The organism is Streptomyces sp. NPDC002144, from assembly GCF_053593695.1.
In genome coordinates this window covers 104,305-124,105 of sequence record NZ_JBSFDB010000011.1, presented here as the reverse complement: position 1 = coordinate 124,105, position 19,801 = coordinate 104,305, and the positions used below count along the sequence as shown (strand labels likewise).

Sequence of the window (19,801 nt, the reverse complement as noted above, 5' to 3'; positions counted from 1 at the left end):
TGACACTCGTCCGGCCAGGCTGTCGACCGTGGTTGTACGTCCCCGGGCCGATGACCGGCATGGGAGGGGCCGCCTACGATCACGGCATGTCCGCCATCCCGCCTCCGCAGCCCCTGCTCAAGCGTGTGTCGCCGGGTGACTGGACGGCGATCGTGTGGTGCGTGAGCACGCTGTTCACGCTCCTGACGACATTCCGGCTGCCCGGCGAACTGGAGCCCAGCCAGTGGCCGGCGGTCCAGCTCTACCGCTGGGACGGGATGCTGTTCCTGGCGCTGTCCACCGCGATGGCCTTCCGGGGCGGCAGGCTGCTGCAGCGCAGACCGCTCCGGGCGCTGACGTGGACGATCCTCGCAGCGGTCGTCGAGACGACCACCCTCGGCGTGGGCGAACTCCCCCTGGCGCAGTACCTCACCACGATCGTCGCGCTGTACTTCATCGCCGCGGCCCACCCCCGGCGCACCGCGCTCATCGCCCTGGCCCTGGCGGTCGGCACCCTGCCCGTCTACGTGTCGGTGCGCATGCTGTGCGGCTGGGTCGCGGGCACGGGGCCCGAACTGGCCGTCGCCCTCGTCACCGTCATCGCCTGGCTGCTCGGCAACTCCAGCCACCAGTCCCGACTGCACGCCGAACGCCTGAGCGCCGAGCACGCGGACCGGGCCGTCACCGCCGAACGGCTGCGCATAGCCCGCGAGATGCACGACACCGTCGCCCACAGCATCGGCATCATCGCCCTCCAGGCCGGCGCCGCGGCCCGGGTCGCCGGGACCCGCCCCGAGGCGGCCCTCGCGGCCATGCGGGCCGTGGAGAACGAGGGCCGCGAGACACTGGCCGGCCTGCGCCGCATGCTGGTCGCGCTGCGGGCGGCGGACGACGGCGGCACCGGCGACGCGATCCCGGCGGGCCTGGACGACGTCGACCGCCTGGCGGCCACGACGACCGCGGCGGGCGTACGGGTGGAGGTACGGCGCCTCGGTGAGCCCCGCCGGCTCCCGCCGGAGATCGACCTGTCGGCGTTCCGGATCATCCAGGAGTCGGTGACGAACGTGGTCCGGCACGCGGGAACCTCCCGGTGCGAGGTCACCCTGCGCTACACCGACGACGACCTCACGCTCGAGATCACCGACGAGGGCCGCGGCCACGGCGCCTCCACCGACACCGGGTTCGGCCTGGCCGGGATGCGCGAGCGGGTCGCCCTGCTGCACGGCGAGTTCACGGCGGCCCCGCGCCCCGAGGGCGGTTTCCGGGTCGCGGCGCGGCTGCCGGTACCGGCGGGCGTGCGATGACGGACCGGGCGGTACGGGTCGTCCTCGCCGACGACCAGGAACTCATCCGCACCGCGCTGAGCATGGTGATGGCCGAACTCGACGACGTGGAGGTGGTCGGCGAGGCGGCGAACGGCGAGGAGGCCGTACGGCTGACGGCCGAACTCGCCCCGGACGTCGTCGTCATGGACATCCGCATGCCGGGCATGGACGGCATCGAGGCCACCCGCCGCATCACCGCCTCCGGCTCCGACGCCCGGGTGGTCGTCCTGACCACCTTCGACGACGACGACCACGTCTACGGCGCCCTGCGGGCCGGCGCGTCCGGCTTCCTGGTCAAGGACATGGGGCTGGACGACATCATCGGCGCGGTACGGGTCGTGGCCGCCGGGGACGCGCTGATCGCGCCGAGCGTGACCCGCCGCCTCATCCACGACTTCGCCGCCCGCCCCGAACCGGCCGTCGGCCGCCGGGAACTGACCGGCATCACGGACCGCGAACGCGAGGTCCTCACCCTGGTCGGCTCCGGCCTGTCCAACACGGAGATCGCGGCCGAGCTGTGCATCAGCGTCGCGACGGCGAAGACGTACCTCACCCGCCTGCTCACCAAACTCGACGCCCGGGACCGCGTCCAACTGGTCATCCTGGCGTACGAGTCCGGGCTGGTGTCCGTACGGCCCCGGTGAATTCGCTGTCCCTCCGTCAGACGCGTGAAGTGTGCAGACTCCTGCCGATTTTAGGGGCCGTACGCCGTTATCGGCAGCAAAAGCGTGAAATCAAAAAAGAAAGGGGAAGCACGCTGGAGTGCCGGGTCTCACCTCCGCCCGGAATTCCGAGTCGTTTTTACGGTCGTTAAGGAGAGGAAATGAAGCCCCCCACACCACCGGTCGGCAGTCATGTCGTGGACACGCGTACCGGGAAGGCCGGGATCGTGATGGGCCACGAGGGGCCGTACGTCCAGCTGAGACCCTTCGGCGGTGGCAAGGAGTGGGACGCCGATCCGGGGGCTGTGCGGGAGGCCCCCGCGGTGGGCGAGAATGGGGCCCATGAGCCTGTTCCGCGACGACGGCATCGTGCTGCGCACCCAGAAGCTCGGTGAGGCGGACCGCATCATCACGCTGCTCACGCGCGGGCACGGGCGGGTGCGGGCCGTGGCCCGCGGTGTGCGGCGGACCAAGTCGAAGTTCGGGGCGCGGCTCGAACCCTTCTCCCATGTCGACGTGCAGTTCTTCGCGCGGGGGAGCGAGCTGGTGGGGCGCGGGCTGCCGCTGTGCACCCAGAGCGAGACCATCGCCCCGTACGGCGGGGGGATCGTGAGCGACTACGCCCGCTACACCGCGGGCACCGCCATGCTGGAGACCGCCGAGCGCTTCACCGATCACGAGGGCGAGCCGGCGGTCCAGCAGTACCTGTTGCTCGTCGGTGCCCTGCGGACGCTGGCCCGCGGCGAGCACGCCCCGCACCTCGTCCTCGACGCCTTCCTGCTGCGCTCCCTCGCCGTCAACGGCTACGCGCCCAGCTTCAGCGACTGCGCCAAGTGCGGGCTGCCCGGGCCGAACCGGTTCTTCTCCGTCGCCTCCGGCGGCTCGATCTGCGCCGACTGCCGGGTGGCCGGCAGTGTCGTACCGTCTCCGCAGACCCTGGACCTCCTCGGCGCGCTGCTTACGGGAGACTGGGACACCGCGGACGCGTGCGAGCCGCGGTACGTCCGGGAGGGGAGCGGGCTGGTGTCCGCGTATCTGCACTGGCATCTGGAACGCGGACTGCGTTCGCTTCGTTACGTAGAGAAGTAAGCGGTAAGAGGAGACGAGAAGCACATGGTCGTACGCGGGATCCTGGGAAGCCGGCGCCGCGAGTACAGGGCGCCGGAGCCGCACCCGTCGGGCGCCCGCGCGCCGAAGCTCCCGGGTGAGCTCGTCCCGAACCATGTGGCGATCGTCATGGACGGGAACGGCCGCTGGGCCAAGCAGCGCGGACTGCCCCGCACCGAGGGCCACAAGGTCGGCGCCGAGCGCGTGGTGGACGTGCTGCAGGGCGCGATCGAGATGGGCGTCGGCAGCATCTCGCTGTACGCCTTCTCCACCGAGAACTGGAAGCGCTCGCCCGACGAGGTCCGCTTCCTGATGAACTTCAACCGCGACTTCATCCGCAAGAGCCGGGACACGCTCGACGAACTCGGCGTCCGGGTGCGCTGGGTGGGCCGGATGCCCAAGCTGTGGAAGTCGGTCGCCAAGGAGCTCCAGGTCGCCCAGGAGCAGACGAAGGACAACGACCGGCTGACCCTGTACTTCTGCATGAACTACGGCGGCCGCGCGGAGATCGCCGACGCGGCGCAGGCGCTCGCCGAGGACGTGGCGGCGGGCCGCCTGGATCCCGGCAAGGTCAACGAGAAGACCCTCGCCAAGTACCTGTACTACCCGGACATGCCGGACGTGGACCTGTTCCTGCGGCCCAGCGGCGAGCAGCGCACCTCCAACTACCTGCTCTGGCAGAGCGCCTACGCCGAGATGGTCTTCCAGGACGTGCTCTGGCCGGACTTCGACCGCCGTGATCTGTGGCGGGCCTGCGTCGAGTTCGCCTCCCGCGACCGCCGCTTCGGCGGCGCCGTACCGAACGAGGAACTGCTCGCCATGGAGGCGGCGATGAGGGGCGACGACACCACGTCGTGAAGCGCTGTTGCGACCGATGTCGATCACCTGGCCGACGCCGAGCGCCTGTACCGTCCCGCCCCATGGACATGGGGCGGGACGCCGAACAGGGCGTGATCGAGCTGGTGTATCAGCACGTCATCGGGGATTTCACCGGAGTGCTGCGGGAGCGCCTTCGGCTGAAGCGGCGGGGGTGGATGCGGACATGGGCGCTCGGTCTCGTGGCGTTCGCCTGCGTGCTGAACGTCGGGCTCGCGGTGGCGGGGAGTGAGAAGCCCGACTGGTTCCTGATGGTCTGGCTACCCGCGGTCGGGGCACTGGTGCTCCTGGTCCCCCGCCTCCAGGCCCGTGCGTTCCTCAAGCTGGCGAACCGCAACGGCACCTACCGCGTGGCTGTGGCGGACGGCGGGCTGACGATGACCAACGACAACAGCACGACATCGCTCAGATGGGCCGCGCAGCCCCGCTACCGGGAGACCCCGGACGCGTTCTTCACCTACAGCGACGACAAGAACGCCAGTTGCTTCACCGTGCTGCCCAAGCGCGGCCTGAGGGATCCCGCCGACGTGGACAGGCTGCGGCAGATCCTCGACCGCAACCTGACCCGGGTCTGAGCCCTCAGTTCCTCGACGCCTCGGCGCAGTCCGCGCAGGTGCCGAAGATCTCGACCGTGTGGGCCACGTTGACGTAGCCGTGTTCGGCGGCGATGGCCTCCGCCCATTTCTCGACCGCCGGGCCCTCCACCTCCACCGCCTTGCCGCAGATGCGGCAGACCAGGTGGTGGTGGTGCTCGCCGGTCGAGCAGCGGCGGTAGACCGACTCGCCGTCGGAGGTGCGCAGGACGTCGACCTCACCTGCGTCGGCGAGGGACTGGAGGGTGCGGTAGACCGTGGTGAGGCCGACCGAGTCGCCCTTGTGCTTGAGCATGTCGTGAAGCTCCTGCGCGCTGCGGAACTCGTCGACCTCGTCCAGGGCTGCCGCCACGGCGGCCCGCTGCCGGGTGGCACGGCCCTTCACGGGCGGTCCAGCGGTCGTCACCGGTTCCTCCTTCACGAGGGTCGCGCTTCACGAGGGTCGCGTCTGCGCCTGCCCGGTCATTGTGCCAGCCCGGGCTGTGGGCGGTCAGACGCCGACCTTCCCGCCGGCCTCCCGACTTGCCGGAATCGCGCACTCCACGGGGTCGCCGGCGGGCAGCCCGGCGGCGGCCGCCCGGGCGCGGCGGCGGGCGAGAGGGGCGGCGAGGGCCGTCAGCAGGACGAAGGCCGCGATGGTCAGCAGCACGATCGTCGCCCCGGGCGGCACGTCCTGGTAGTACGAGGTGATCGTGCCGCCGAGGGTCACGGACACCCCGATGGCCACCGCGATCGCGAACGTCGCCGCGAAGCTCCGGCTGAGCTGCTGGGCCGCGGCGACCGGCACCACCATCAGCGCGCTGACCAGCAGCAATCCCACCACCCGCATCGCGACCGTCACCGTCACGGCCGCCGTGACCGCGGTGAGCAGGTTCAGCGCCCGCACCGGCAGCCCCGTCACCCGCGCGAACTCCTCGTCCTGGCTCACCGCGAACAGCTGCCGGCGCAGACCGACGGTGACCAGCACGACGAAGCCCGCCAGCAGACAGATCGCCGTCACGTCCGACTGCGAGACCGTCGAGAGCGAGCCGAAGAGGTACGACGTCAGGTTCGCGTTGGAGCCGCCGGGCGCGAGGTTGATGAACATCACCCCGCCCGCCATACCGCCGTAGAAGAGCATGGCGAGGGCGATGTCGCCGCGGGTGCGGCCGTACCAGCGAATCAGCTCCATGAGGATCGCGCCCAGTACGGACGTGAGGGTCGCCATCCACACGGGGGAGGCCGAGAGCAGGAAGCCGAGGCCGACACCCGTCATCGCGACATGGCCGATGCCGTCGCCCATCAGGGCCTGGCGGCGCTGGACGAGGTAGATGCCGATCGCCGGGGCCGTGATGCCGACCAGGACGGCGGCGAGCAGGGCTCGCTGCATGAAGGCGTAGTCGAGGAAGTCCATCACAGTCCCATCAGCTCAGCAGCCCCGTACGGGTCGGGCCGTGGGGATGCACGTGGTCATGGCCGGGAAGGGCGTGCTGCCCGAGCGCGGGCGGCGGCGGTCCGTCGTGCGTCACGCAGCCGTCGCGGAGCACGACCGCGCGGTCGATCAGCGGCTCCAGCGGCCCGAGTTCGTGCAGGACCAGCAGGACGGTCGAACCGGCCGCCACCTGCTCCCTGAGCGTCCGCGCCAGCACCTCCTGGCTCGCCAGGTCCACGCCCGCCATCGGCTCGTCCATGATCAGCAGTTCGGGTTCGGCGGCGAGCGCGCGGGCGATCAGGACGCGCTGGTGCTGGCCGCCGGAGAGGGCGTTCACGGAGTCCTTCGCCCGGTCCGCCATCCCGACCAGCTCCAGCGCCCGGCGCACGGCCGCGTGGTCGGCCCGGCGCAGGACGCCGAAGCGGGCCCGGGAGAGCCGTCCCGAGGAGACGATCTCGGTGACGGTGGCCGGGACACCGCCCGCGGCCGTGGTGCGCTGCGGTACGTACCCCACGCGCGCCCAGTCCCGGAACCGCCCCCTCGGCGTCCCGAACAGCTCGATCTCCCCGGCGCTCACCGGCACCTGGCCGATGACCGTCCGGACCGCCGTCGACTTGCCGGAGCCGTTGGCGCCGAGCAGCGCGACGACCTCCCCGCGTGCCACGGTGAGGTCGATGCCGCGCAGAACGGGGCGCGAGCCCAGCTCGGCGGTGACGCCCCGCAGGGATATGACGGGCTCGGTCATGCCGTCCTCCGCGTCCTTGGGTGTCACTTCGTCCCCAGGGCGGCCTGCAGCGCCTTGAGGTTTGCCTCCTGCACGGAGAAGTAGTCCTTGCCGCGGGACTTGGCGGTGATGCCCTCGATGGGGTCCAGGACGTCCGTCCTCAGACCGGCGTCGGAGGCGATGGTCTTCGCGGTCTTGTCGCTGACGAGCGTCTCGTAGAAGACCGTGGTGACGTGGTCGGCCTTCGCCATCCGCTCCAGGGCCCGCACCCGCGCCGCGCTCGGCTCGGACTCGGGGTCGAGGCCGTTGATGGCCTCCTCGGTCAGGCCGTAGCGCTCGGCGAGGTAGCCGAAGGCGGCGTGAGTGGTGATGAAGACCTTGGACTTGGTGTGCGCGAGCCCGTCCTCGAACTGCTTGTTCAGTCCGTCGAGCTTCTCGACCAGGGCCGCGGTGTTCTTCTTGTAGTCGGCCGCGTTCTTCGGGTCGGCCTTCACGAAGGCGGCGCCCACCCCCTCGGCGACCTGGGCGTAGCGCACCGGGTCGAGCCAGATGTGCGGGTCGAGGCCGGCCAGCTCCTCGTTCTTGGAGCCGTCGTGGGAGGCCGCGTGGCCGCCGACCTCGTTGCCGTGCTTCTCCAGCGAGGTGAGGGAGGCGGCGTCGATCTTCGTCTTCACGTCGGACTGGGCCACCGCCTCGTCGACGGAGGGCTGGAGGTTCTTCAGGTACAGCACCGCATCGGACTCCTGGAGCCGCGCGGTCTGCTGCGCGCTGATCTCCAGGTCGTGCGGTTCCTGGCCGGGCTGGGTGAGGCTGGTGACATGGACGTGGGCGCCGCCGATCCGCTCGGCGAGGAAGGCCATCGGATAGAACGACGCGACGACGTCGAACTTGCCGTCACCGGCCGCGGCGGCGCTGTCGGAGGAGCAGGCGGAGAGGGTGCCGAGGCCGAGGGCGGTGACGGCCGCCACGGCCACGCCGGTTATGTACTGTCGTCGTACGTTCATGACAGTCATTTTCATCTGACATGGAAACCGTTGTCAATAAACGATCCGACCGGAACCGATTTGATTGAGGGGGAGCCCCCGCCGGTACCCTGAAGCATTCGCTCTGAAGCGTCTCGCTTCGTCGCCCGTCGTCGTAATGAAGAGAGCACCGTGGCCGCCGACAAGATCGACACCATCGTCAGCCTGAGCAAGCGCCGTGGCTTCGTATTCCCCTGCAGTGAGATCTACGGCGGCCAGCGCGCCGCCTGGGACTACGGACCGCTGGGTGTCGAGCTCAAGGAGAACCTGAAGCGTCAGTGGTGGCGCTACATGGTGACGTCGCGCGAGGACGTGGTCGGTCTCGACTCGTCCGTGATCCTGGCCCCCGAGGTCTGGGTCGCCTCCGGCCATGTCGCCACCTTCACGGACCCGCTGACCGAGTGCACCTCCTGTCACAAGCGGTTCCGCGCCGACCACCTGGAGGAGGCCTACGAGGCCAAGCACGGCCGCCTCCCGGAGAACGGCCTGGCCGACGTCAACTGCCCCAACTGCGGCAACAAGGGCCAGTTCACCGAGCCCAAGCAGTTCTCGGGCCTGCTGTCCACGCACCTCGGCCCGACGCAGGACAGCGGCTCCATCGCCTACCTGCGCCCCGAGACCGCGCAGGGCATCTTCACCAACTTCGCCCTGGTGCAGACCGCCGCGCGCAAGAAGCCGCCGTTCGGCATCGCGCAGATGGGCAAGTCCTTCCGCAACGAGATCACGCCCGGCAACTTCATCTTCCGCACCCGGGAGTTCGAGCAGATGGAGATGGAGTTCTTCGTCAAGCCGGGCGAGGACGAGAAGTGGCAGGAGTACTGGATGGAGCAGCGCTGGAACTGGTACACCGGTCTCGGCCTGCGCGAGGAGAACATGCGGTGGTACGAGCACCCGAAGGAGAAGCTCTCCCACTACTCCAAGCGCACCGCTGACATCGAGTACCGCTTCCAGTTCGGCGGCAACGAGTGGGGCGAGCTCGAGGGTGTGGCCAACCGCACCGACTACGACCTCACCGCCCACTCCAAGGCCTCCGGCCAGGACCTCGTCTACTACGACCAGGAGGCCCAGGAGCGCTGGACGCCGTACGTCATCGAGCCCGCGGCCGGTGTCGGCCGCGCGATGCTGGCGTTCCTGCTCGACGCCTACGTCGAGGACGAGGCCCCCAACGCCAAGGGCAAGCTGGAGAAGCGCACGGTGCTGCGCCTCGACCACCGGCTGGCCCCGGTGAAGGTCGCGGTGCTCCCGCTCTCCCGCAACCCCGAGCTGTCCCCGAAGGCCAAGGGCCTCGCCCAGGCCCTGCGGCAGAACTGGAACATCGAGTTCGACGACGCCGGCGCCATCGGCCGCCGCTACCGCCGCCAGGACGAGATCGGCACGCCGTACTGCGTGACGGTCGACTTCGACACCCTCGAGGACAACGCGGTGACGGTGCGCGAGCGGGACTCGATGAAGCAGGAGCGCGTGTCGCTGGACCAGATCGAGGGCTACCTCGCCGGTCGTCTGGTCGGCGCGTAGCCGCGAACACCGGACGGCCGGCCGGGGGCAGCTGAAACACCCCCCAAGTCCGCCCGTGGCCCCCGATACAGGTCTCGCATTGGCCCTGTATCGGGGGCCGCTCCGTCACCAGGCTGGACCCATGAGTCTCGCCTTCCTCCTCACCACCCTGGTCGTCGTCGCCACCCCCGGCACCGGCGTCGTCTACACCCTCGCCGCCGGGCTGTCGCACGGCCGGCGGGCGAGCGTTGTCGCCGCCTTCGCGTGCACGCTCGGCATCGTGCCGCACGTGCTGGCCACCGTGACCGGGCTCGCGGCCCTGCTGAACGCGAGCGCCGCGGCCTTCCAGGTCGTCAAGTACGCCGGAGTCGGCTATCTGCTGTACATGGCCTGGGCGACCCTGCGGGACCGGCGCGCCATCGACGTCGACGAGGGGGCCGCGCCGCGCTCCGCGGGGCGCGTGATCGTGCGGGGCGTGCTGATCAATCTGCTCAACCCGAAGCTGACGATCTTCTTCTTCGCGTTCCTGCCGCAGTTCGTGGACCCGGCCGCCCCGCACGCCCTGCCGGCCATGCTGGGCCTGAGCGGTGTGTTCATGCTGGCGACGTTCGTCGTCTTCGCCCTCTACGGGGTGCTGGCCGCCTCGGTCCGCAGCCACGTCACCTCACGGCCGAGGGTGATGACGTGGCTGCGGCGGAGCTTCGCGGGGTCCTTCGTGGCGCTGGGCGCGAAGCTGGCGCTGACGGCGCGTTAGCGCCCCTGCAGCGACTTCACGTTGTTGCCGAAGGTCCAGTTCTTGGAGCCGTCCCAGTTGATCGACCAGGTCATCAGGCCCTTGAGCGAGCTGCCGTAGTGCTTCCAGGCCTGGGAGACCAGGGACGGCGACATGTAGCCGCCACCCGCGCCGGACTGGGCGGGCAGGCCCGGGACCTGCTTGTCGTACGGCACCTTCACCGTCGTGCCCTGCACGGTCAGGCCCTTGTTGAGGCAGTCCGTCTGGGCGGTGAAGCCCGCGACCGTGCCGGCCGAGTAGGAGTCGCCGGAGCAGCCGTACATGCTGCCGTTGTAGTACTGCATGTTCAGCCACCACAGGCGGCCGTTGTCGGCGTACTTCTTGATGATCGGCAGGTAGGCGCCCCAGATGGAGCCGTACGTGATGCTGCCGCCGGTGACATAGGCCGTCTCCGGGGCCATCGTCAGGCCGAAGTTGGACGGCATCTTCGCCAGCACCCCGTCGATGACGCGGATCAGGTTGGCCTGGGAGGCGGAGAGCTGGGTGATGCTGCCGCTGCCGACCAGGCCCGTCTCGATGTCGATGTCGATGCCGTCGAAGTTGTACTTCTTCAGGATCGGCACGATCGTCGCCACGAAGCGGTCGGCCACCGTCTGCGAGCTGAGGTCGATGCCGGCCGCGGCGCCGCCGATCGACAGCAGGATCGTCTGCCCGGACGCCTTCGCCGCGCACATCTCCGCGGGCGTCGCCACCTTCACGCCCGCGTCCATGCCGTCCTCCCACAGGGCCGTGCCGTCGGAACGGATCACGGGGAAGGCCGCGTTGATCACGTTGTAGCCGTGGGCGGCGATACGGGAGTCGGTGATCGGCGTCCAGCCGAAGGGCGGGTGGACGCCGTTGGCGGAGCCGTCCCAGTTTTCCCAGTAGCCCTGCAGGACCTTGCCGGCGGGCCGCGACTTCACCGCGCAGGTGTCGGCGGCGGAGGCGGCGGGCGCCAGGGGGAGCTGCGTGAGGGCCGCGGTGGCGAGGGCGGTGGCGAGCAGGGCCAGGGTGCGGCGGAGCATACGGGCCTCCCGGTGGGGGTGCGGTGAGGTGTCGTAGGCATGACAGTGCAACGGTCCAGACCTTTCGTCAATAGGTCTGGACCAGTTCGAGGTGGCGAGGTATACGGGTATCGAGTGACAGATATTGAAATCTGTCAGCTGTTATGTGAAGGTGGTCGCATGACGCTGCGAACCCGCAACCTCGGAACCACCGGCCCCCAGGTCTCCGCCCTCGGCCTCGGCTGCATGGGCATGTCCGGCATGTACGGGGACTCGGACCGTGCCGAGTCCATCGCCACCATCCACGCCGCCCTTGAGGCCGGCGTGACCCTGCTCGACACCGGCGACTTCTACGGCATGGGCCACAACGAACTGCTGATCAGCGAGGCCTTGCGCACGGCCCCGGCCGCCCGGCGGGAGAACGCGCTGATCAGTGTGAAGTTCGGTGCCCAGCGCGCCCCGGACGGCACCTGGCTCGGCTACGACGCTCGGCCCGCCGCCGTGAAGACCTGGGCCGCCTACTCCCTGCAACGCCTCGGCGTCGACCACATCGACGTCTACCGCCCCGCCCGGCTCGACCCGGCCGTGCCGATCGAGGAGACCGTCGGCGCGATCGCCGAACTCGTGGAGGCGGGGTACGTCCGGCACATCGGGCTGAGCGAGGTCGGCGCGGAGACCATCCGCCGGGCCGCCGCCACCGCCCCGATCGCCGACCTCCAGATCGAGTACGCGCTCATCTCCCGCGGCCCCGAGCGGGAGATCCTGCCCACGCTGCGTGAGCTGGGCATCGCCGTCACCGCGTACGGCGTGCTCGCCCGCGGACTGATCTCCGGCCATGTCTCGGCCGACCGGGGCTTCGGCGCCAACGACTTCCGCGCCCACACCCCCCGCTTCCAGGGCGACAACTTGCGGCACAACCTCACGCTGGTCGAGTCCCTGCGCAAGATCGCCGAACAGAAAGGCGTCTCGGTCGCGCAGATCGCCATCGCTTGGGCGCTGTCCCGGGGCGAGGACATCGTGCCGCTGATCGGCGCCCGCACCCGGGAGCGGCTCGCCGAGGCGCTGGGCGCCCTGGAGGTGACCCTGGACGCGGCCGACCTCGCCGCCATCGAGACCGCCGTGCCGGCGGACGCGGCGGCCGGCGAGCGGTACGCCCCCGCGCAGATGGCGATGCTCGACAGCGAGCGCTGATCACGGCGCCGGGTACCGTCTAGCCATGGCACCGTCCCCCGAGACCCTGACCGCCGAGCGCATCCTCGAAGCGACCGAGGAGGTGCTGCGCCGCTACGGCCCCGCCAAGGCCACCGTGGTGGACGTGGCCCGCGCGCTCGGCGTCAGCCATGGCAGCGTCTACCGGCACTTCCGTACCAAGGCGGCGCTGCGGGAAGCCGTGACGAAGCGCTGGCTGGACCGCACGACCGAGGTGCTGGCCGGCATCGTCGCGGACACCGGCCGGGACCCGGAGGACCGGGTGCGGGCGTGGCTCGCCGCCCTGTACGCCGCCAAGCGCCGCAAGGCGGGCGCCGACCCGGAGCTGTTCGCCACGTACACGGTCCTCACCGGTGAGAACGGCGGGGCCGTCGGCACCCATCTCGCTGAGCTGACCGGCCAGTTGACGGAGCTGGTGCGGGCCGGCGTCGACGCGGGCGTCTTCACCGCCGAGGACCCGGCGACCACCGCCCTCGCCCTCTTCCAGGCCACCGGCCGCTTCCACGACCCCTGTTACGCCAAGGAGTGGGAACGGCCGGGCGCGCAGGCGGAGTTCGAGGCACTGGTCGACCTGTGCGTCCGCGGCCTGAAGGGCGCAGGAGCCTAGGCCTGCTGCAAAGGTCCCGCCCGCCCCACGACGCCCGGCACGTTCCCCCAGCGGGGGGACCCCCCATGACGCCGCAGGGCCCGCCCTCCGGGCGGACGGCGGGAGCCGGCGCGGCCCGGCTGCGTGAGGACCAGTGGCGGGCGATCGAAGAGCTGGTCGCCGACAGACGCCGGGCGCTGGTCGTGCAGCGCACGGGGTGGGGGACTTTCCAACAGGCCCTAGGCTCCCGCCACGCACCGCCAGAAGTCCCGCATGAGGGGGGTCGGGGTGGGGTTGGTCATCGCCACCTGGGTCAGCAGGACCGAGACCGTGCCGGTCTGCGGGACGATCTGGGCCGCGGTGCCGGATCCGCCGACCCAGCCGTAGCGGCCCGGGACGTTCCAGGGGTCGGCAGGGGTCACGTCGACCTGGCCGCCGTACCCCCAGCCCTGGCCCTCCAGGAAGAGGGCGGCGCGCTCGCGCTGTTCGGCCGTGAGGTGGTTGGTGGTCATCCGGCTGACCGAGGTGGGGCTGAGCAGGCCGCCGCCCGAGTCCAGGAGCATGCGGGCGAAGGCCAGCCAGTCGTCGGCCGTGGAGGCCAGGCCTCCGCCGCCGGACAGGAAGCGCGGGGCGTGGGCGAACTCGCCGTCCGGGGTGTCCGACACCTCCAGCGTGCCGTCCGGAGCCGGGTCGTAGGCCGTGGTGAAGCGGTGCCGCTGGGCGGCCGGCACCTCGAACGCCGTGTCCGTCATGCCCAGCGGCTCGAAGATCCGCTCGGCCAGGAACTCGGCGAGGCTGCGGCCCGACGCCCGCGCGATCAGGATGCCCTGCAGGTCGGAGGAGGTGCCGTAGAGCCAGGACTCGCCCGGCTGGTACAGCATCGGCACCTGCGCCAGACGGCGGAGCCAGGTGCCGTGGTCCGGCCAGTCCTGGAGGTGACGGCCGTCCTTCTGCACCTCGAACAGCGCCTCGACGGCGGGGAGGGCGAAGTCGGAGGGGAAGCCCCAGCCGGTGCGGGAGCTGAGCAGGTCCTCGACGGTGATGGGACGGGCGGCGGGCACCACGTCCTCGACAGGGGCGTCCGGCGTCCGCACCACCAGCGGCTTCGCCAGTTCCGGCAGCCACTCCTCGACCGGTGAGTCCAGCCCGACGAGACCGTCCTCGACCAGCATCAGCACGGCCGCCGCGGTGATCGGCTTGGTGATGGAGGCGATACGGAAGATCGAGTCGCGGGCCATCGGGGCGGTGCCGTCGGCGTCCACCGAACCGACGGCCGCCACCTCCACATCGGCACCGTGGGCCACCAGCCCCACGGCGCCCGGCACCGTTCCTCGGTCGACATGGCGTCGCAGGGTGTCGTACAGAGCGCTCATGGGTTGCCTTCCGGTGCGAGTCGGTCGTACGGCCTACGACTGGCGGCACGCCGGAAACTCATCGCCGGGACGGCCCTACGCGTCCGACGGGTCCACGGTCGCCTGGTGGGCCTCGGCCAGGTGTTCCTCAGCCTTCAGCCAGGGCAGGAACTGGGCGCCCTGACGCCAGCCGCAGGTCTCGCATCTGATGGTGCGCTGTACGCCGGTGCGCCGCACGTGGACGACGTGTTCCCGTCCGTGCTGGTCCCAGCGGCTCACCTTGCTCGTGTTGATCTCCAGCATGATGCCTCGCCTCCGCCACAGGAGTGTGCAGCAAGACCAACATCAACAGGGGGTCTTCCATGATGAGTTGACCGAGCTGTGGCCTGTTCCTCACATCCGCGTCAGCCGATGGTGCGCGGCAGGCGCAGGCTGAGCAGGCAGGTGAGGGCGACGCAGCCCAGCTGGGCCAGGAGCGTGGTGACCAGGGCGTCGCGCATGCCCAGGGCCGGGACCAGGGACAGGAACAGGGTGCCGAGCGCGGCCACCCCGAGGGCCAGGGCCGACTGCTGGGTCGTCATCATCACGCCGCTGCCGACGCCGGCCCGCGCGGGCTCCACCTCGGAGAGCACGACCCGGAAGACGATGGGGAGTTGGAGCGCCTGCCCGGCACCCGCGAGCGCCGCGCCGGGGAGCAGTTCGACGAAGCCGAGGTCCGGCCAGGACCGCCAGGCCGCCAGCGCCATCAGTCCCACGCCGACCCCCTGCAGCAGCCCGCCGGCCGTCACGATCCGGGTGCCGTACCGCGCGACCAGCCGGGGACCGGCGAGCGAGACGAAGAAGAACACGACGGCCATCGGCGCGAGCGCCAGCCCCGCCGGGACCGGGCCCAGTCCCGCACCGCGCTGCAGCGCCACCGCGATGACGAACATGAAGCCGCTGAAGCCGACCGAGAACGGCACGATCATCACCAGACCGCGGCGCAGCGAGGTCAGCCTGAACAGGCTCGGCGGGACCAGGGGCGTACGACCCCGGCGGTCGGCCCGCCGCTCCACCGCGTAGAACGCCGCCGCGACGAAGGGGAACGCCGCCAGCGACAGCCAGGTCCACAGCGGCCATCCGGCCGTGCGGCCCTCGGTGAGCGGGGCCAGCAGGGCGAGCAGCGAGGCGGTGAGCAGGACGGTGCCGGGGCCGTCGACCGGCTCGGGGTGCTGGGAGCGGGTCTCGGGCACGCCCCGGGCCGCCAGGACCAGGCCCAGGACGACGACCGGGACGTTCACCAGGAACACCGAGCGCCAGCCGGTGCCCCAGACGTCGGCCGCCACCAGGACGCCGCCGAGGATCTGCCCGGCGACCATCGACAGGCCGGCCGTGGCGCCGTACAGGCCCATGGCCCTGGCCCGGCGGGGCCCCGCGGTGGCCGCCTGGATGGTGGCGAGGACCTGCGGCAGCATCGCGGCGGCCGCCGCGCCCTGCGCGACCCGCGCCGCGACCAGCGTCCAGGCGCTCGGCGCGAGACCGCAGGCCAGCGAGGTCAGCCCGAAGGCCGCCATGCCGCCGAGGAAGAGGCGGCGCCGGCCGAACAGGTCGCCGAGCCGCCCGCCGAGGACGAGCAGGACGGCGTACGCGAGCCCGTACCCGGCGACGACCAGCTCCAGCACGGACTCGCTCGCGTGCAGGTCCCGGCCGATCGTGGGCAGGGCGACGTTGACGATGAAGAAGTCGATGAGGGGGAGTGCCGCTGCCAGCAGCACGGTGAAGAGCCCGAGGCCGCTGAGCGCCGGTGGCGCCACCGGGGATCGGACGGTGCGTGAAGTGATGGTTTCGGTCACGCCTCGATCCTGCGCCCGCGCTCAGACGGGTACCAGAGTCTTCTTATCCTGGTAGAAGGAGTACCTGGCAACAGGATGCGTGACGCGGCAGGCTGGGAGTATGACGACCATGGCCCAGGAGACGCCCTCGGAAACCTCGGCGGCAGCGATACGGCGGCACGAGCTGGCCGGCTTCCTGCGCCACCGCCGCGAGCACATCACCCCCGAGCAGGTCGGGCTGCCCCGCGGCACCCGGCGCCGCACCCCCGGGCTGCGCCGCGAGGAGGTCGCGCAGCTCGCCTCGGTCGGCGTCACCTGGTACACGTGGCTCGAACAGGCGAGGGACATCCAGGTCTCCGTCCAGGTCCTGGACGCCCTGGCCCGCACCCTCTTCCTCGACCCCAGCGAGCGCGCGCACCTTTTCCAGCTGGCCGGGCAGGTCGACCCGACGCCGACCACCACCTGCCCGTCGATCACCCCCGGGGTACGGGCCGTCCTGGAGCACCTGGAGCCGGTCCCGGCCTGTGTGCAGAACAGCCGGTACGACATCCTCGCCTACAACCGCACCTACGGCCTGCTGCTGTGCGACCTGGACGCGGTGCCGCCCGAGGACCGCAACTGCCTGGTCCTGTCCTACACGCACGAGGAGTGGCGCTCCTCGATCGTGCACCTGCGGGACACTCAGCGGTTGATGGCCGCCCGGTTCCGGGCCACGATGGCCGCGCATCTCGCCGAGCCCGCCTGGAAGATGCTGCTCAAGCGGCTGCGCGCGGAGTCGGCGGAGTTCCGTGAGAACTGGGAGCGGCACGAGGTGCAGGCCCACCGCACCAAGCGCAAGGAGTTCGACAACCGGTACGTCGGCCGGATCGCCGTCGACCACACCGATCTGTGGCTCGGCCCCGAACTGGGCCCGCGCATCGTGACGTACGCCCCGGCGGACGAGGAGTCGAGGGAGCGTCTGGAGAAGCTCCACGCGCTCGCCCTGGAGCGGGCGGGCGCCCGCTGACCGTCCTTATGCGGTCACGCCCGCCGCTTCGCGCACCTCGACCGACTCCAGCTGGTCGGCCGCCCGGGCCGCGGCCCGTCGGGCCCACCGGCCGGTGGTCAGCGCCCCGAGGACGAACACGGCGACTCCGCATCCGACGACGATCCACCACGCCGGCACCGACGCGGAGGCGAATGCGTCCTTGTACGACGACGATCCGACCCCGGACGCCAGCACCGCCCCGATGACGGCGACCCCCAGCGTCTGCCCCAGCTGGCGGCTCGTGGAGGCCACGGCCGCCGCGACGCCCGCCTGCGCCCGCGGCATCCCCGAGACCGCCGTGTTGGTGATCGGCGCGTTGATGAAGCCGAATCCGACGCCGAACAGCACGTATCCGAGGAACAGCGTGACGTCGGACGTCTCCGCCTGGAACGCCGCGAACAGCAGCGCGCTCGCCGTCATCGCCGCTCCGGCGACCAGCAGCGGCAGCCGCGGACCGCGATTGCCCACCAGACGGCCCGAGAGCGGCGCGCACAGCATGATCGGCAGGGCGATCGGCAGCATCCAGAGGCCCGCGTGCAGTGCGTCCAGTCCTCGTACGTTCTGCAGGTACAGCGTCGAGAGGAAGAGGAACCCGCCCAGCGACGCGAACGCGCTGATCGCTATCACCGTCGCCCCGCTGAACGGCGGCGAACGGAAGAACCGCAGGTCGATGAGGGGTTCGTCGCGACGGGGCTCGTACCACAGGAGCCCGAGGAGGGCCGCCAGCGCGACGACCGCGAACGGCAGTACCGCGCCGAAGCCGGACTCCGGTGCCTGGATGATCGCGTACGTGAGTCCCGCGAACAGCGCGATGACCAGCAGCTGTCCGACCGGGTCGGGGCGGCGGCCCTTCGGGGCGCGGGACTCGGGGACGAACTTCAGGGTGAGCAGCAGTGCCGCGAGGCCCACCGGCAGGTTGATCCAGAAGATCGAGCGCCAGCCCACCGACTGCACGAGCAGACCGCCGATCAGCGGTCCCGCGGCGAACGATATGCCGACGACCGCGCCCCACACGCCGATCGCGCGGGCGCGCTCCTGCGGGGCCGTGAAGGTGTTGGTGATGATCGACATGGCGACCGGGTTGAGCATCGAGCCGCCGACCGCCTGGATCACCCGGAAGGCGATCAGTGCGTCGAGGCTCGGAGCGAGCGAGCACAGGACCGAGCCGACGATGAACACGATCAGGCCGGTCATGAAGACGCGCCTGCGGCCGATCCGGTCCGCCGTCGAGCCGGAGAGCATCAGCAGCGAGGCGAGGACCAGGGTGTAGGCGTCGATCGTCCACTGCAGGCCGGACGTGCTCGCGTGCAGGCCGTCGCGGATCGAGGGGAGCGCGACGTTCAGGATGGTGACGTCCAGGCTGACGATCAGCAGGCTCATGCAGCAGATCGCGAGGACCAGGAGGCGTCGGCGTTGGCTGAGCTCGGGCATGCGACCCATCGTACGACTGGTTCGATAGTGTGTCTAACTAATAGTGCAGCTAACTAATGGCCTGTACCGGGATCCTGCTTCGGGTACCCCTCGGGGTGCGTGACAAGGGGTACCCCTCCGGGTGCGTGACAATGGGGGAATGCCCGAGACCACTGTCACGCCGTTGCAGATCGGCCCGCACACCGTCCAGCCGCCCGTCGTCCTGGCCCCGATGGCCGGGATCACGAATGCGCCCTTCCGTACGCTGTGCCGGGAGTTCAGCGGTGGCAAGGGGTTGTTCGTCAGCGAGATGATCACGACGCGGGCGCTGGTCGAGCGCAACGAGAAGACCATGCAGCTCATCCACTTCGACGCGAGCGAGACGCCGCGTTCGATCCAGCTGTACGGCGTCGATCCCGCGACCGTCGGCAAGGCCGTCCGCATGATCGCGGAGGAGGACCTGGCCGACCACATCGACCTGAACTTCGGGTGCCCGGTGCCGAAGGTGACGCGCAAGGGGGGTGGGTCGGCGCTGCCGTACAAGCGCAACCTGCTGCGCGCGATCCTGCGGGAAGCCGTGTCGGGGGCCGGGGATCTGCCGGTCACGATGAAGATGCGCAAGGGCATCGACGACGACCACATCACGTACCTGGACGCCGGTCGTATCGCCGTGGAGGAGGGCGTGACGTCCATCGCCCTGCACGGGCGGACGGCCGCGCAGCACTACGGGGGCACCGCCGACTGGGACGCCATCGCTCGGCTCAAGGAGCATGTGCCCGAGATTCCGGTGCTGGGTAACGGTGACATCTGGTCGGCGGGGGACGCGTTGCGGATGGTGCGCGAGACCGGGTGCGACGGGGTGGTCGTGGGGCGGGGCTGCCTGGGGCGGCCGTGGCTGTTCGCGGACCTGGTGGCGGCGTTCGAGGGGCGTACGGAGGCCGTCGCGCGGCCGTCGCTGCGGGAGGTCGCCGACGTCATGGTGCGCCATGCCACGCTTCTCGGGGAGTGGATCGGTGACGAGTCGAAGGGTGTCGTCGACTTCCGCAAGCATGTCGCCTGGTACCTGAAGGGTTTCGCGGTCGGCAGCGAGATGCGGCGGCGGCTGGCGGTCACGTCGTCTCTTTCGGAACTGCGCGCCGGTCTGGATGAGTTGGACCTCGACCAGCCGTGGCCCAGCGATGCCGACGGGCCGCGTGGGCGTACGTCCGGCAACAACCGGGTCGTTCTGCCGGACGGTTGGCTGAAGGATCCGTACGACTGCGCGGGTGTGACGGAAGACGCCGAGCTCGACACGTCGGGTGGCTGAGGGTTCGATGCCTGCGGCGCCTGTGCGGCTTTGGTGGGGGTGGGCGTAGCGCCTTCGGTTCGGTTGTGGGTCGGGGCCGGGGCGGGGGGTGCGACGCGCCCCTCAGGGGCGCGGGGAACTGCGCGAGCGGC

At 70.8% G+C, this 19,801-nt stretch carries 21 protein-coding genes; 12 read left to right on the top strand and 9 right to left on the bottom strand.

The annotated features are described in order from the left end of the window. The first annotated feature begins 86 nt into the window (after positions 1 to 86). From ACWCQ1_RS18790 to ACWCQ1_RS18765, 6 genes are all read left to right on the top strand, one after another. The gene (locus tag ACWCQ1_RS18790; RefSeq protein WP_358593421.1) at positions 87 to 1,283 is read left to right on the top strand and encodes a sensor histidine kinase; all 1,197 of its coding nucleotides are present in this window, start codon (positions 87 to 89) and stop codon (positions 1,281 to 1,283) included. Further along, positions 1,280 to 1,948 (top strand): response regulator, encoded by a 669-nt coding sequence (locus ACWCQ1_RS18785; RefSeq protein WP_133041096.1) that lies wholly within the window; start codon positions 1,280 to 1,282, stop codon positions 1,946 to 1,948. The genes ACWCQ1_RS18790 and ACWCQ1_RS18785 overlap by 4 nt, the downstream gene beginning before the upstream one ends. 179 nt (positions 1,949 to 2,127) lie before the next feature. Further along, positions 2,128 to 2,361, top strand: coding sequence for a hypothetical protein (locus ACWCQ1_RS18780; RefSeq protein ID WP_133041097.1), 234 nt, complete (start codon positions 2,128 to 2,130; stop codon positions 2,359 to 2,361). Then, the gene (recO, locus tag ACWCQ1_RS18775; protein WP_133041098.1) at positions 2,309 to 3,055 is read left to right on the top strand and encodes a DNA repair protein RecO; all 747 of its coding nucleotides are present in this window, start codon (positions 2,309 to 2,311) and stop codon (positions 3,053 to 3,055) included. The genes ACWCQ1_RS18780 and recO overlap by 53 nt, the downstream gene beginning before the upstream one ends. Positions 3,056 to 3,079: 24 nt before the next feature. Next, entirely contained in the window at positions 3,080 to 3,931 is an 852-nt protein-coding gene (locus tag ACWCQ1_RS18770) for an isoprenyl transferase (protein ID WP_133041099.1), read from the top strand. Between the two features lie 62 nt (positions 3,932 to 3,993). After that, complete coding sequence (locus ACWCQ1_RS18765; RefSeq protein WP_133041100.1) at positions 3,994 to 4,524, top strand: YcxB family protein; 531 nt, start codon at positions 3,994 to 3,996, stop codon at positions 4,522 to 4,524. 4 nt (positions 4,525 to 4,528) lie between these two features. Here the strand turns inward: ACWCQ1_RS18765 and ACWCQ1_RS18760 are convergent, their stop codons facing one another. The 4 genes from ACWCQ1_RS18760 to ACWCQ1_RS18745 form a co-directional block, all read right to left on the bottom strand. Further along, the gene (locus ACWCQ1_RS18760) at positions 4,529 to 4,948 is read right to left on the bottom strand and encodes a Fur family transcriptional regulator (RefSeq protein ID WP_133041101.1); all 420 of its coding nucleotides are present in this window, start codon (positions 4,946 to 4,948) and stop codon (positions 4,529 to 4,531) included. 84 nt (positions 4,949 to 5,032) lie between these two features. Next, positions 5,033 to 5,935 (bottom strand): metal ABC transporter permease, encoded by a 903-nt coding sequence (locus ACWCQ1_RS18755; RefSeq protein ID WP_133041102.1) that lies wholly within the window; start codon positions 5,933 to 5,935, stop codon positions 5,033 to 5,035. Positions 5,936 to 5,945: 10 nt separating this feature from the next. After that, positions 5,946 to 6,698, bottom strand: a complete 753-nt coding sequence (locus ACWCQ1_RS18750; protein ID WP_358593422.1) for a metal ABC transporter ATP-binding protein — start codon at positions 6,696 to 6,698, stop codon at positions 5,946 to 5,948. 23 nt (positions 6,699 to 6,721) lie between these two features. Then, positions 6,722 to 7,681 (bottom strand): metal ABC transporter substrate-binding protein, encoded by a 960-nt coding sequence (locus tag ACWCQ1_RS18745; RefSeq protein ID WP_451026935.1) that lies wholly within the window; start codon positions 7,679 to 7,681, stop codon positions 6,722 to 6,724. A gap of 150 nt (positions 7,682 to 7,831) precedes the next feature. Here ACWCQ1_RS18745 and ACWCQ1_RS18740 point away from each other — a divergent pair, with 150 nt between their 5' ends. Both ACWCQ1_RS18740 and ACWCQ1_RS18735 read left to right on the top strand, forming a co-directional pair. Next, the gene (locus tag ACWCQ1_RS18740; RefSeq protein ID WP_133041105.1) at positions 7,832 to 9,214 is read left to right on the top strand and encodes a glycine--tRNA ligase; all 1,383 of its coding nucleotides are present in this window, start codon (positions 7,832 to 7,834) and stop codon (positions 9,212 to 9,214) included. A gap of 121 nt (positions 9,215 to 9,335) precedes the next feature. Next, positions 9,336 to 9,947 (top strand): LysE family translocator, encoded by a 612-nt coding sequence (locus tag ACWCQ1_RS18735; protein WP_133041106.1) that lies wholly within the window; start codon positions 9,336 to 9,338, stop codon positions 9,945 to 9,947. Here ACWCQ1_RS18735 and ACWCQ1_RS18730 read toward each other — a convergent pair. Beyond that, positions 9,944 to 10,990, bottom strand: a complete 1,047-nt coding sequence (locus tag ACWCQ1_RS18730; protein ID WP_133041107.1) for a chitinase — start codon at positions 10,988 to 10,990, stop codon at positions 9,944 to 9,946. The two genes, ACWCQ1_RS18735 and ACWCQ1_RS18730, sit on opposite strands and share 4 nt — an antisense overlap. Positions 10,991 to 11,149: 159 nt before the next feature. On the opposite strand from ACWCQ1_RS18730, the gene ACWCQ1_RS18725 reads away from it, so the two are divergent. Continuing rightward, positions 11,150 to 12,160 carry an aldo/keto reductase gene (locus tag ACWCQ1_RS18725; protein ID WP_358593424.1) on the top strand — a complete coding sequence of 337 codons (1,011 nt, stop codon included), beginning with the start codon at positions 11,150 to 11,152 and terminating at the stop codon, positions 12,158 to 12,160. A 25-nt stretch (positions 12,161 to 12,185) separates the two neighbouring features. After that, positions 12,186 to 12,785, top strand: a complete 600-nt coding sequence (locus ACWCQ1_RS18720) for a TetR family transcriptional regulator (RefSeq protein ID WP_133041109.1) — start codon at positions 12,186 to 12,188, stop codon at positions 12,783 to 12,785. A 218-nt stretch (positions 12,786 to 13,003) separates the two neighbouring features. On the opposite strand, the gene ACWCQ1_RS18715 is transcribed toward ACWCQ1_RS18720, so the two are convergent. The 3 genes from ACWCQ1_RS18715 to ACWCQ1_RS18705 form a co-directional block, all read right to left on the bottom strand. Further along, on the bottom strand, positions 13,004 to 14,137 hold the full coding sequence (locus tag ACWCQ1_RS18715; protein WP_451026934.1) for a serine hydrolase domain-containing protein: 1,134 nt from the start codon (positions 14,135 to 14,137) through the stop codon (positions 13,004 to 13,006). 75 nt (positions 14,138 to 14,212) lie between these two features. Then, entirely contained in the window at positions 14,213 to 14,419 is a 207-nt protein-coding gene (locus ACWCQ1_RS18710; RefSeq protein ID WP_133041111.1) for a hypothetical protein, read from the bottom strand. Between the two features lie 101 nt (positions 14,420 to 14,520). After that, positions 14,521 to 15,948 carry an MFS transporter gene (locus tag ACWCQ1_RS18705; RefSeq protein WP_133041112.1) on the bottom strand — a complete coding sequence of 476 codons (1,428 nt, stop codon included), beginning with the start codon at positions 15,946 to 15,948 and terminating at the stop codon, positions 14,521 to 14,523. A gap of 100 nt (positions 15,949 to 16,048) precedes the next feature. On the opposite strand from ACWCQ1_RS18705, the gene ACWCQ1_RS18700 reads away from it, so the two are divergent. Further along, positions 16,049 to 16,933 carry a helix-turn-helix transcriptional regulator gene (locus ACWCQ1_RS18700; protein ID WP_133041113.1) on the top strand — a complete coding sequence of 295 codons (885 nt, stop codon included), beginning with the start codon at positions 16,049 to 16,051 and terminating at the stop codon, positions 16,931 to 16,933. A 6-nt stretch (positions 16,934 to 16,939) separates the two neighbouring features. Here the strand turns inward: ACWCQ1_RS18700 and ACWCQ1_RS18695 are convergent, their stop codons facing one another. Next, positions 16,940 to 18,385, bottom strand: coding sequence for an MFS transporter (locus tag ACWCQ1_RS18695; RefSeq protein WP_358593426.1), 1,446 nt, complete (start codon positions 18,383 to 18,385; stop codon positions 16,940 to 16,942). 139 nt (positions 18,386 to 18,524) lie between these two features. Here ACWCQ1_RS18695 and dusB point away from each other — a divergent pair, with 139 nt between their 5' ends. Next, positions 18,525 to 19,670 (top strand): tRNA dihydrouridine synthase DusB, encoded by a 1,146-nt coding sequence (dusB, locus tag ACWCQ1_RS18690; RefSeq protein WP_451026933.1) that lies wholly within the window; start codon positions 18,525 to 18,527, stop codon positions 19,668 to 19,670. The last annotated feature ends 131 nt before the right edge of the window (positions 19,671 to 19,801 follow it).

What these genes read in the sequence shown, in the direction of transcription:
- ACWCQ1_RS18700 (WP_133041113.1), top strand. Translation starts at nt 16,049, where the DNA reads ATGACGACCATGGCCCAGGAGACGCCCTCGGAAACCTCGGCGGCAGCG.
- ACWCQ1_RS18785 (WP_133041096.1), top strand. Translation starts at nt 1,280, where the DNA reads ATGACGGACCGGGCGGTACGGGTCGTCCTCGCCGACGACCAGGAACTC.
- ACWCQ1_RS18720 (WP_133041109.1), top strand. Translation starts at nt 12,186, where the DNA reads ATGGCACCGTCCCCCGAGACCCTGACCGCCGAGCGCATCCTCGAAGCG.
- recO (WP_133041098.1), top strand. Translation starts at nt 2,309, where the DNA reads ATGAGCCTGTTCCGCGACGACGGCATCGTGCTGCGCACCCAGAAGCTC.
- ACWCQ1_RS18745 (WP_451026935.1), bottom strand. Translation starts at nt 7,681, where the DNA reads ATGAACGTACGACGACAGTACATAACCGGCGTGGCCGTGGCGGCCGTC.
- ACWCQ1_RS18715 (WP_451026934.1), bottom strand. Translation starts at nt 14,137, where the DNA reads ATGAGCGCTCTGTACGACACCCTGCGACGCCATGTCGACCGAGGAACG.
- ACWCQ1_RS18755 (WP_133041102.1), bottom strand. Translation starts at nt 5,935, where the DNA reads ATGGACTTCCTCGACTACGCCTTCATGCAGCGAGCCCTGCTCGCCGCC.
- ACWCQ1_RS18725 (WP_358593424.1), top strand. Translation starts at nt 11,150, where the DNA reads ATGACGCTGCGAACCCGCAACCTCGGAACCACCGGCCCCCAGGTCTCC.
- dusB (WP_451026933.1), top strand. Translation starts at nt 18,525, where the DNA reads ATGCCCGAGACCACTGTCACGCCGTTGCAGATCGGCCCGCACACCGTC.
- ACWCQ1_RS18750 (WP_358593422.1), bottom strand. Translation starts at nt 6,698, where the DNA reads ATGACCGAGCCCGTCATATCCCTGCGGGGCGTCACCGCCGAGCTGGGC.
- ACWCQ1_RS18770 (WP_133041099.1), top strand. Translation starts at nt 3,080, where the DNA reads ATGGTCGTACGCGGGATCCTGGGAAGCCGGCGCCGCGAGTACAGGGCG.
- ACWCQ1_RS18765 (WP_133041100.1), top strand. Translation starts at nt 3,994, where the DNA reads ATGGACATGGGGCGGGACGCCGAACAGGGCGTGATCGAGCTGGTGTAT.
- ACWCQ1_RS18710 (WP_133041111.1), bottom strand. Translation starts at nt 14,419, where the DNA reads ATGCTGGAGATCAACACGAGCAAGGTGAGCCGCTGGGACCAGCACGGA.
- ACWCQ1_RS18730 (WP_133041107.1), bottom strand. Translation starts at nt 10,990, where the DNA reads ATGCTCCGCCGCACCCTGGCCCTGCTCGCCACCGCCCTCGCCACCGCG.
- ACWCQ1_RS18790 (WP_358593421.1), top strand. Translation starts at nt 87, where the DNA reads ATGTCCGCCATCCCGCCTCCGCAGCCCCTGCTCAAGCGTGTGTCGCCG.
- ACWCQ1_RS18695 (WP_358593426.1), bottom strand. Translation starts at nt 18,385, where the DNA reads ATGCCCGAGCTCAGCCAACGCCGACGCCTCCTGGTCCTCGCGATCTGC.
- ACWCQ1_RS18780 (WP_133041097.1), top strand. Translation starts at nt 2,128, where the DNA reads ATGAAGCCCCCCACACCACCGGTCGGCAGTCATGTCGTGGACACGCGT.
- ACWCQ1_RS18735 (WP_133041106.1), top strand. Translation starts at nt 9,336, where the DNA reads ATGAGTCTCGCCTTCCTCCTCACCACCCTGGTCGTCGTCGCCACCCCC.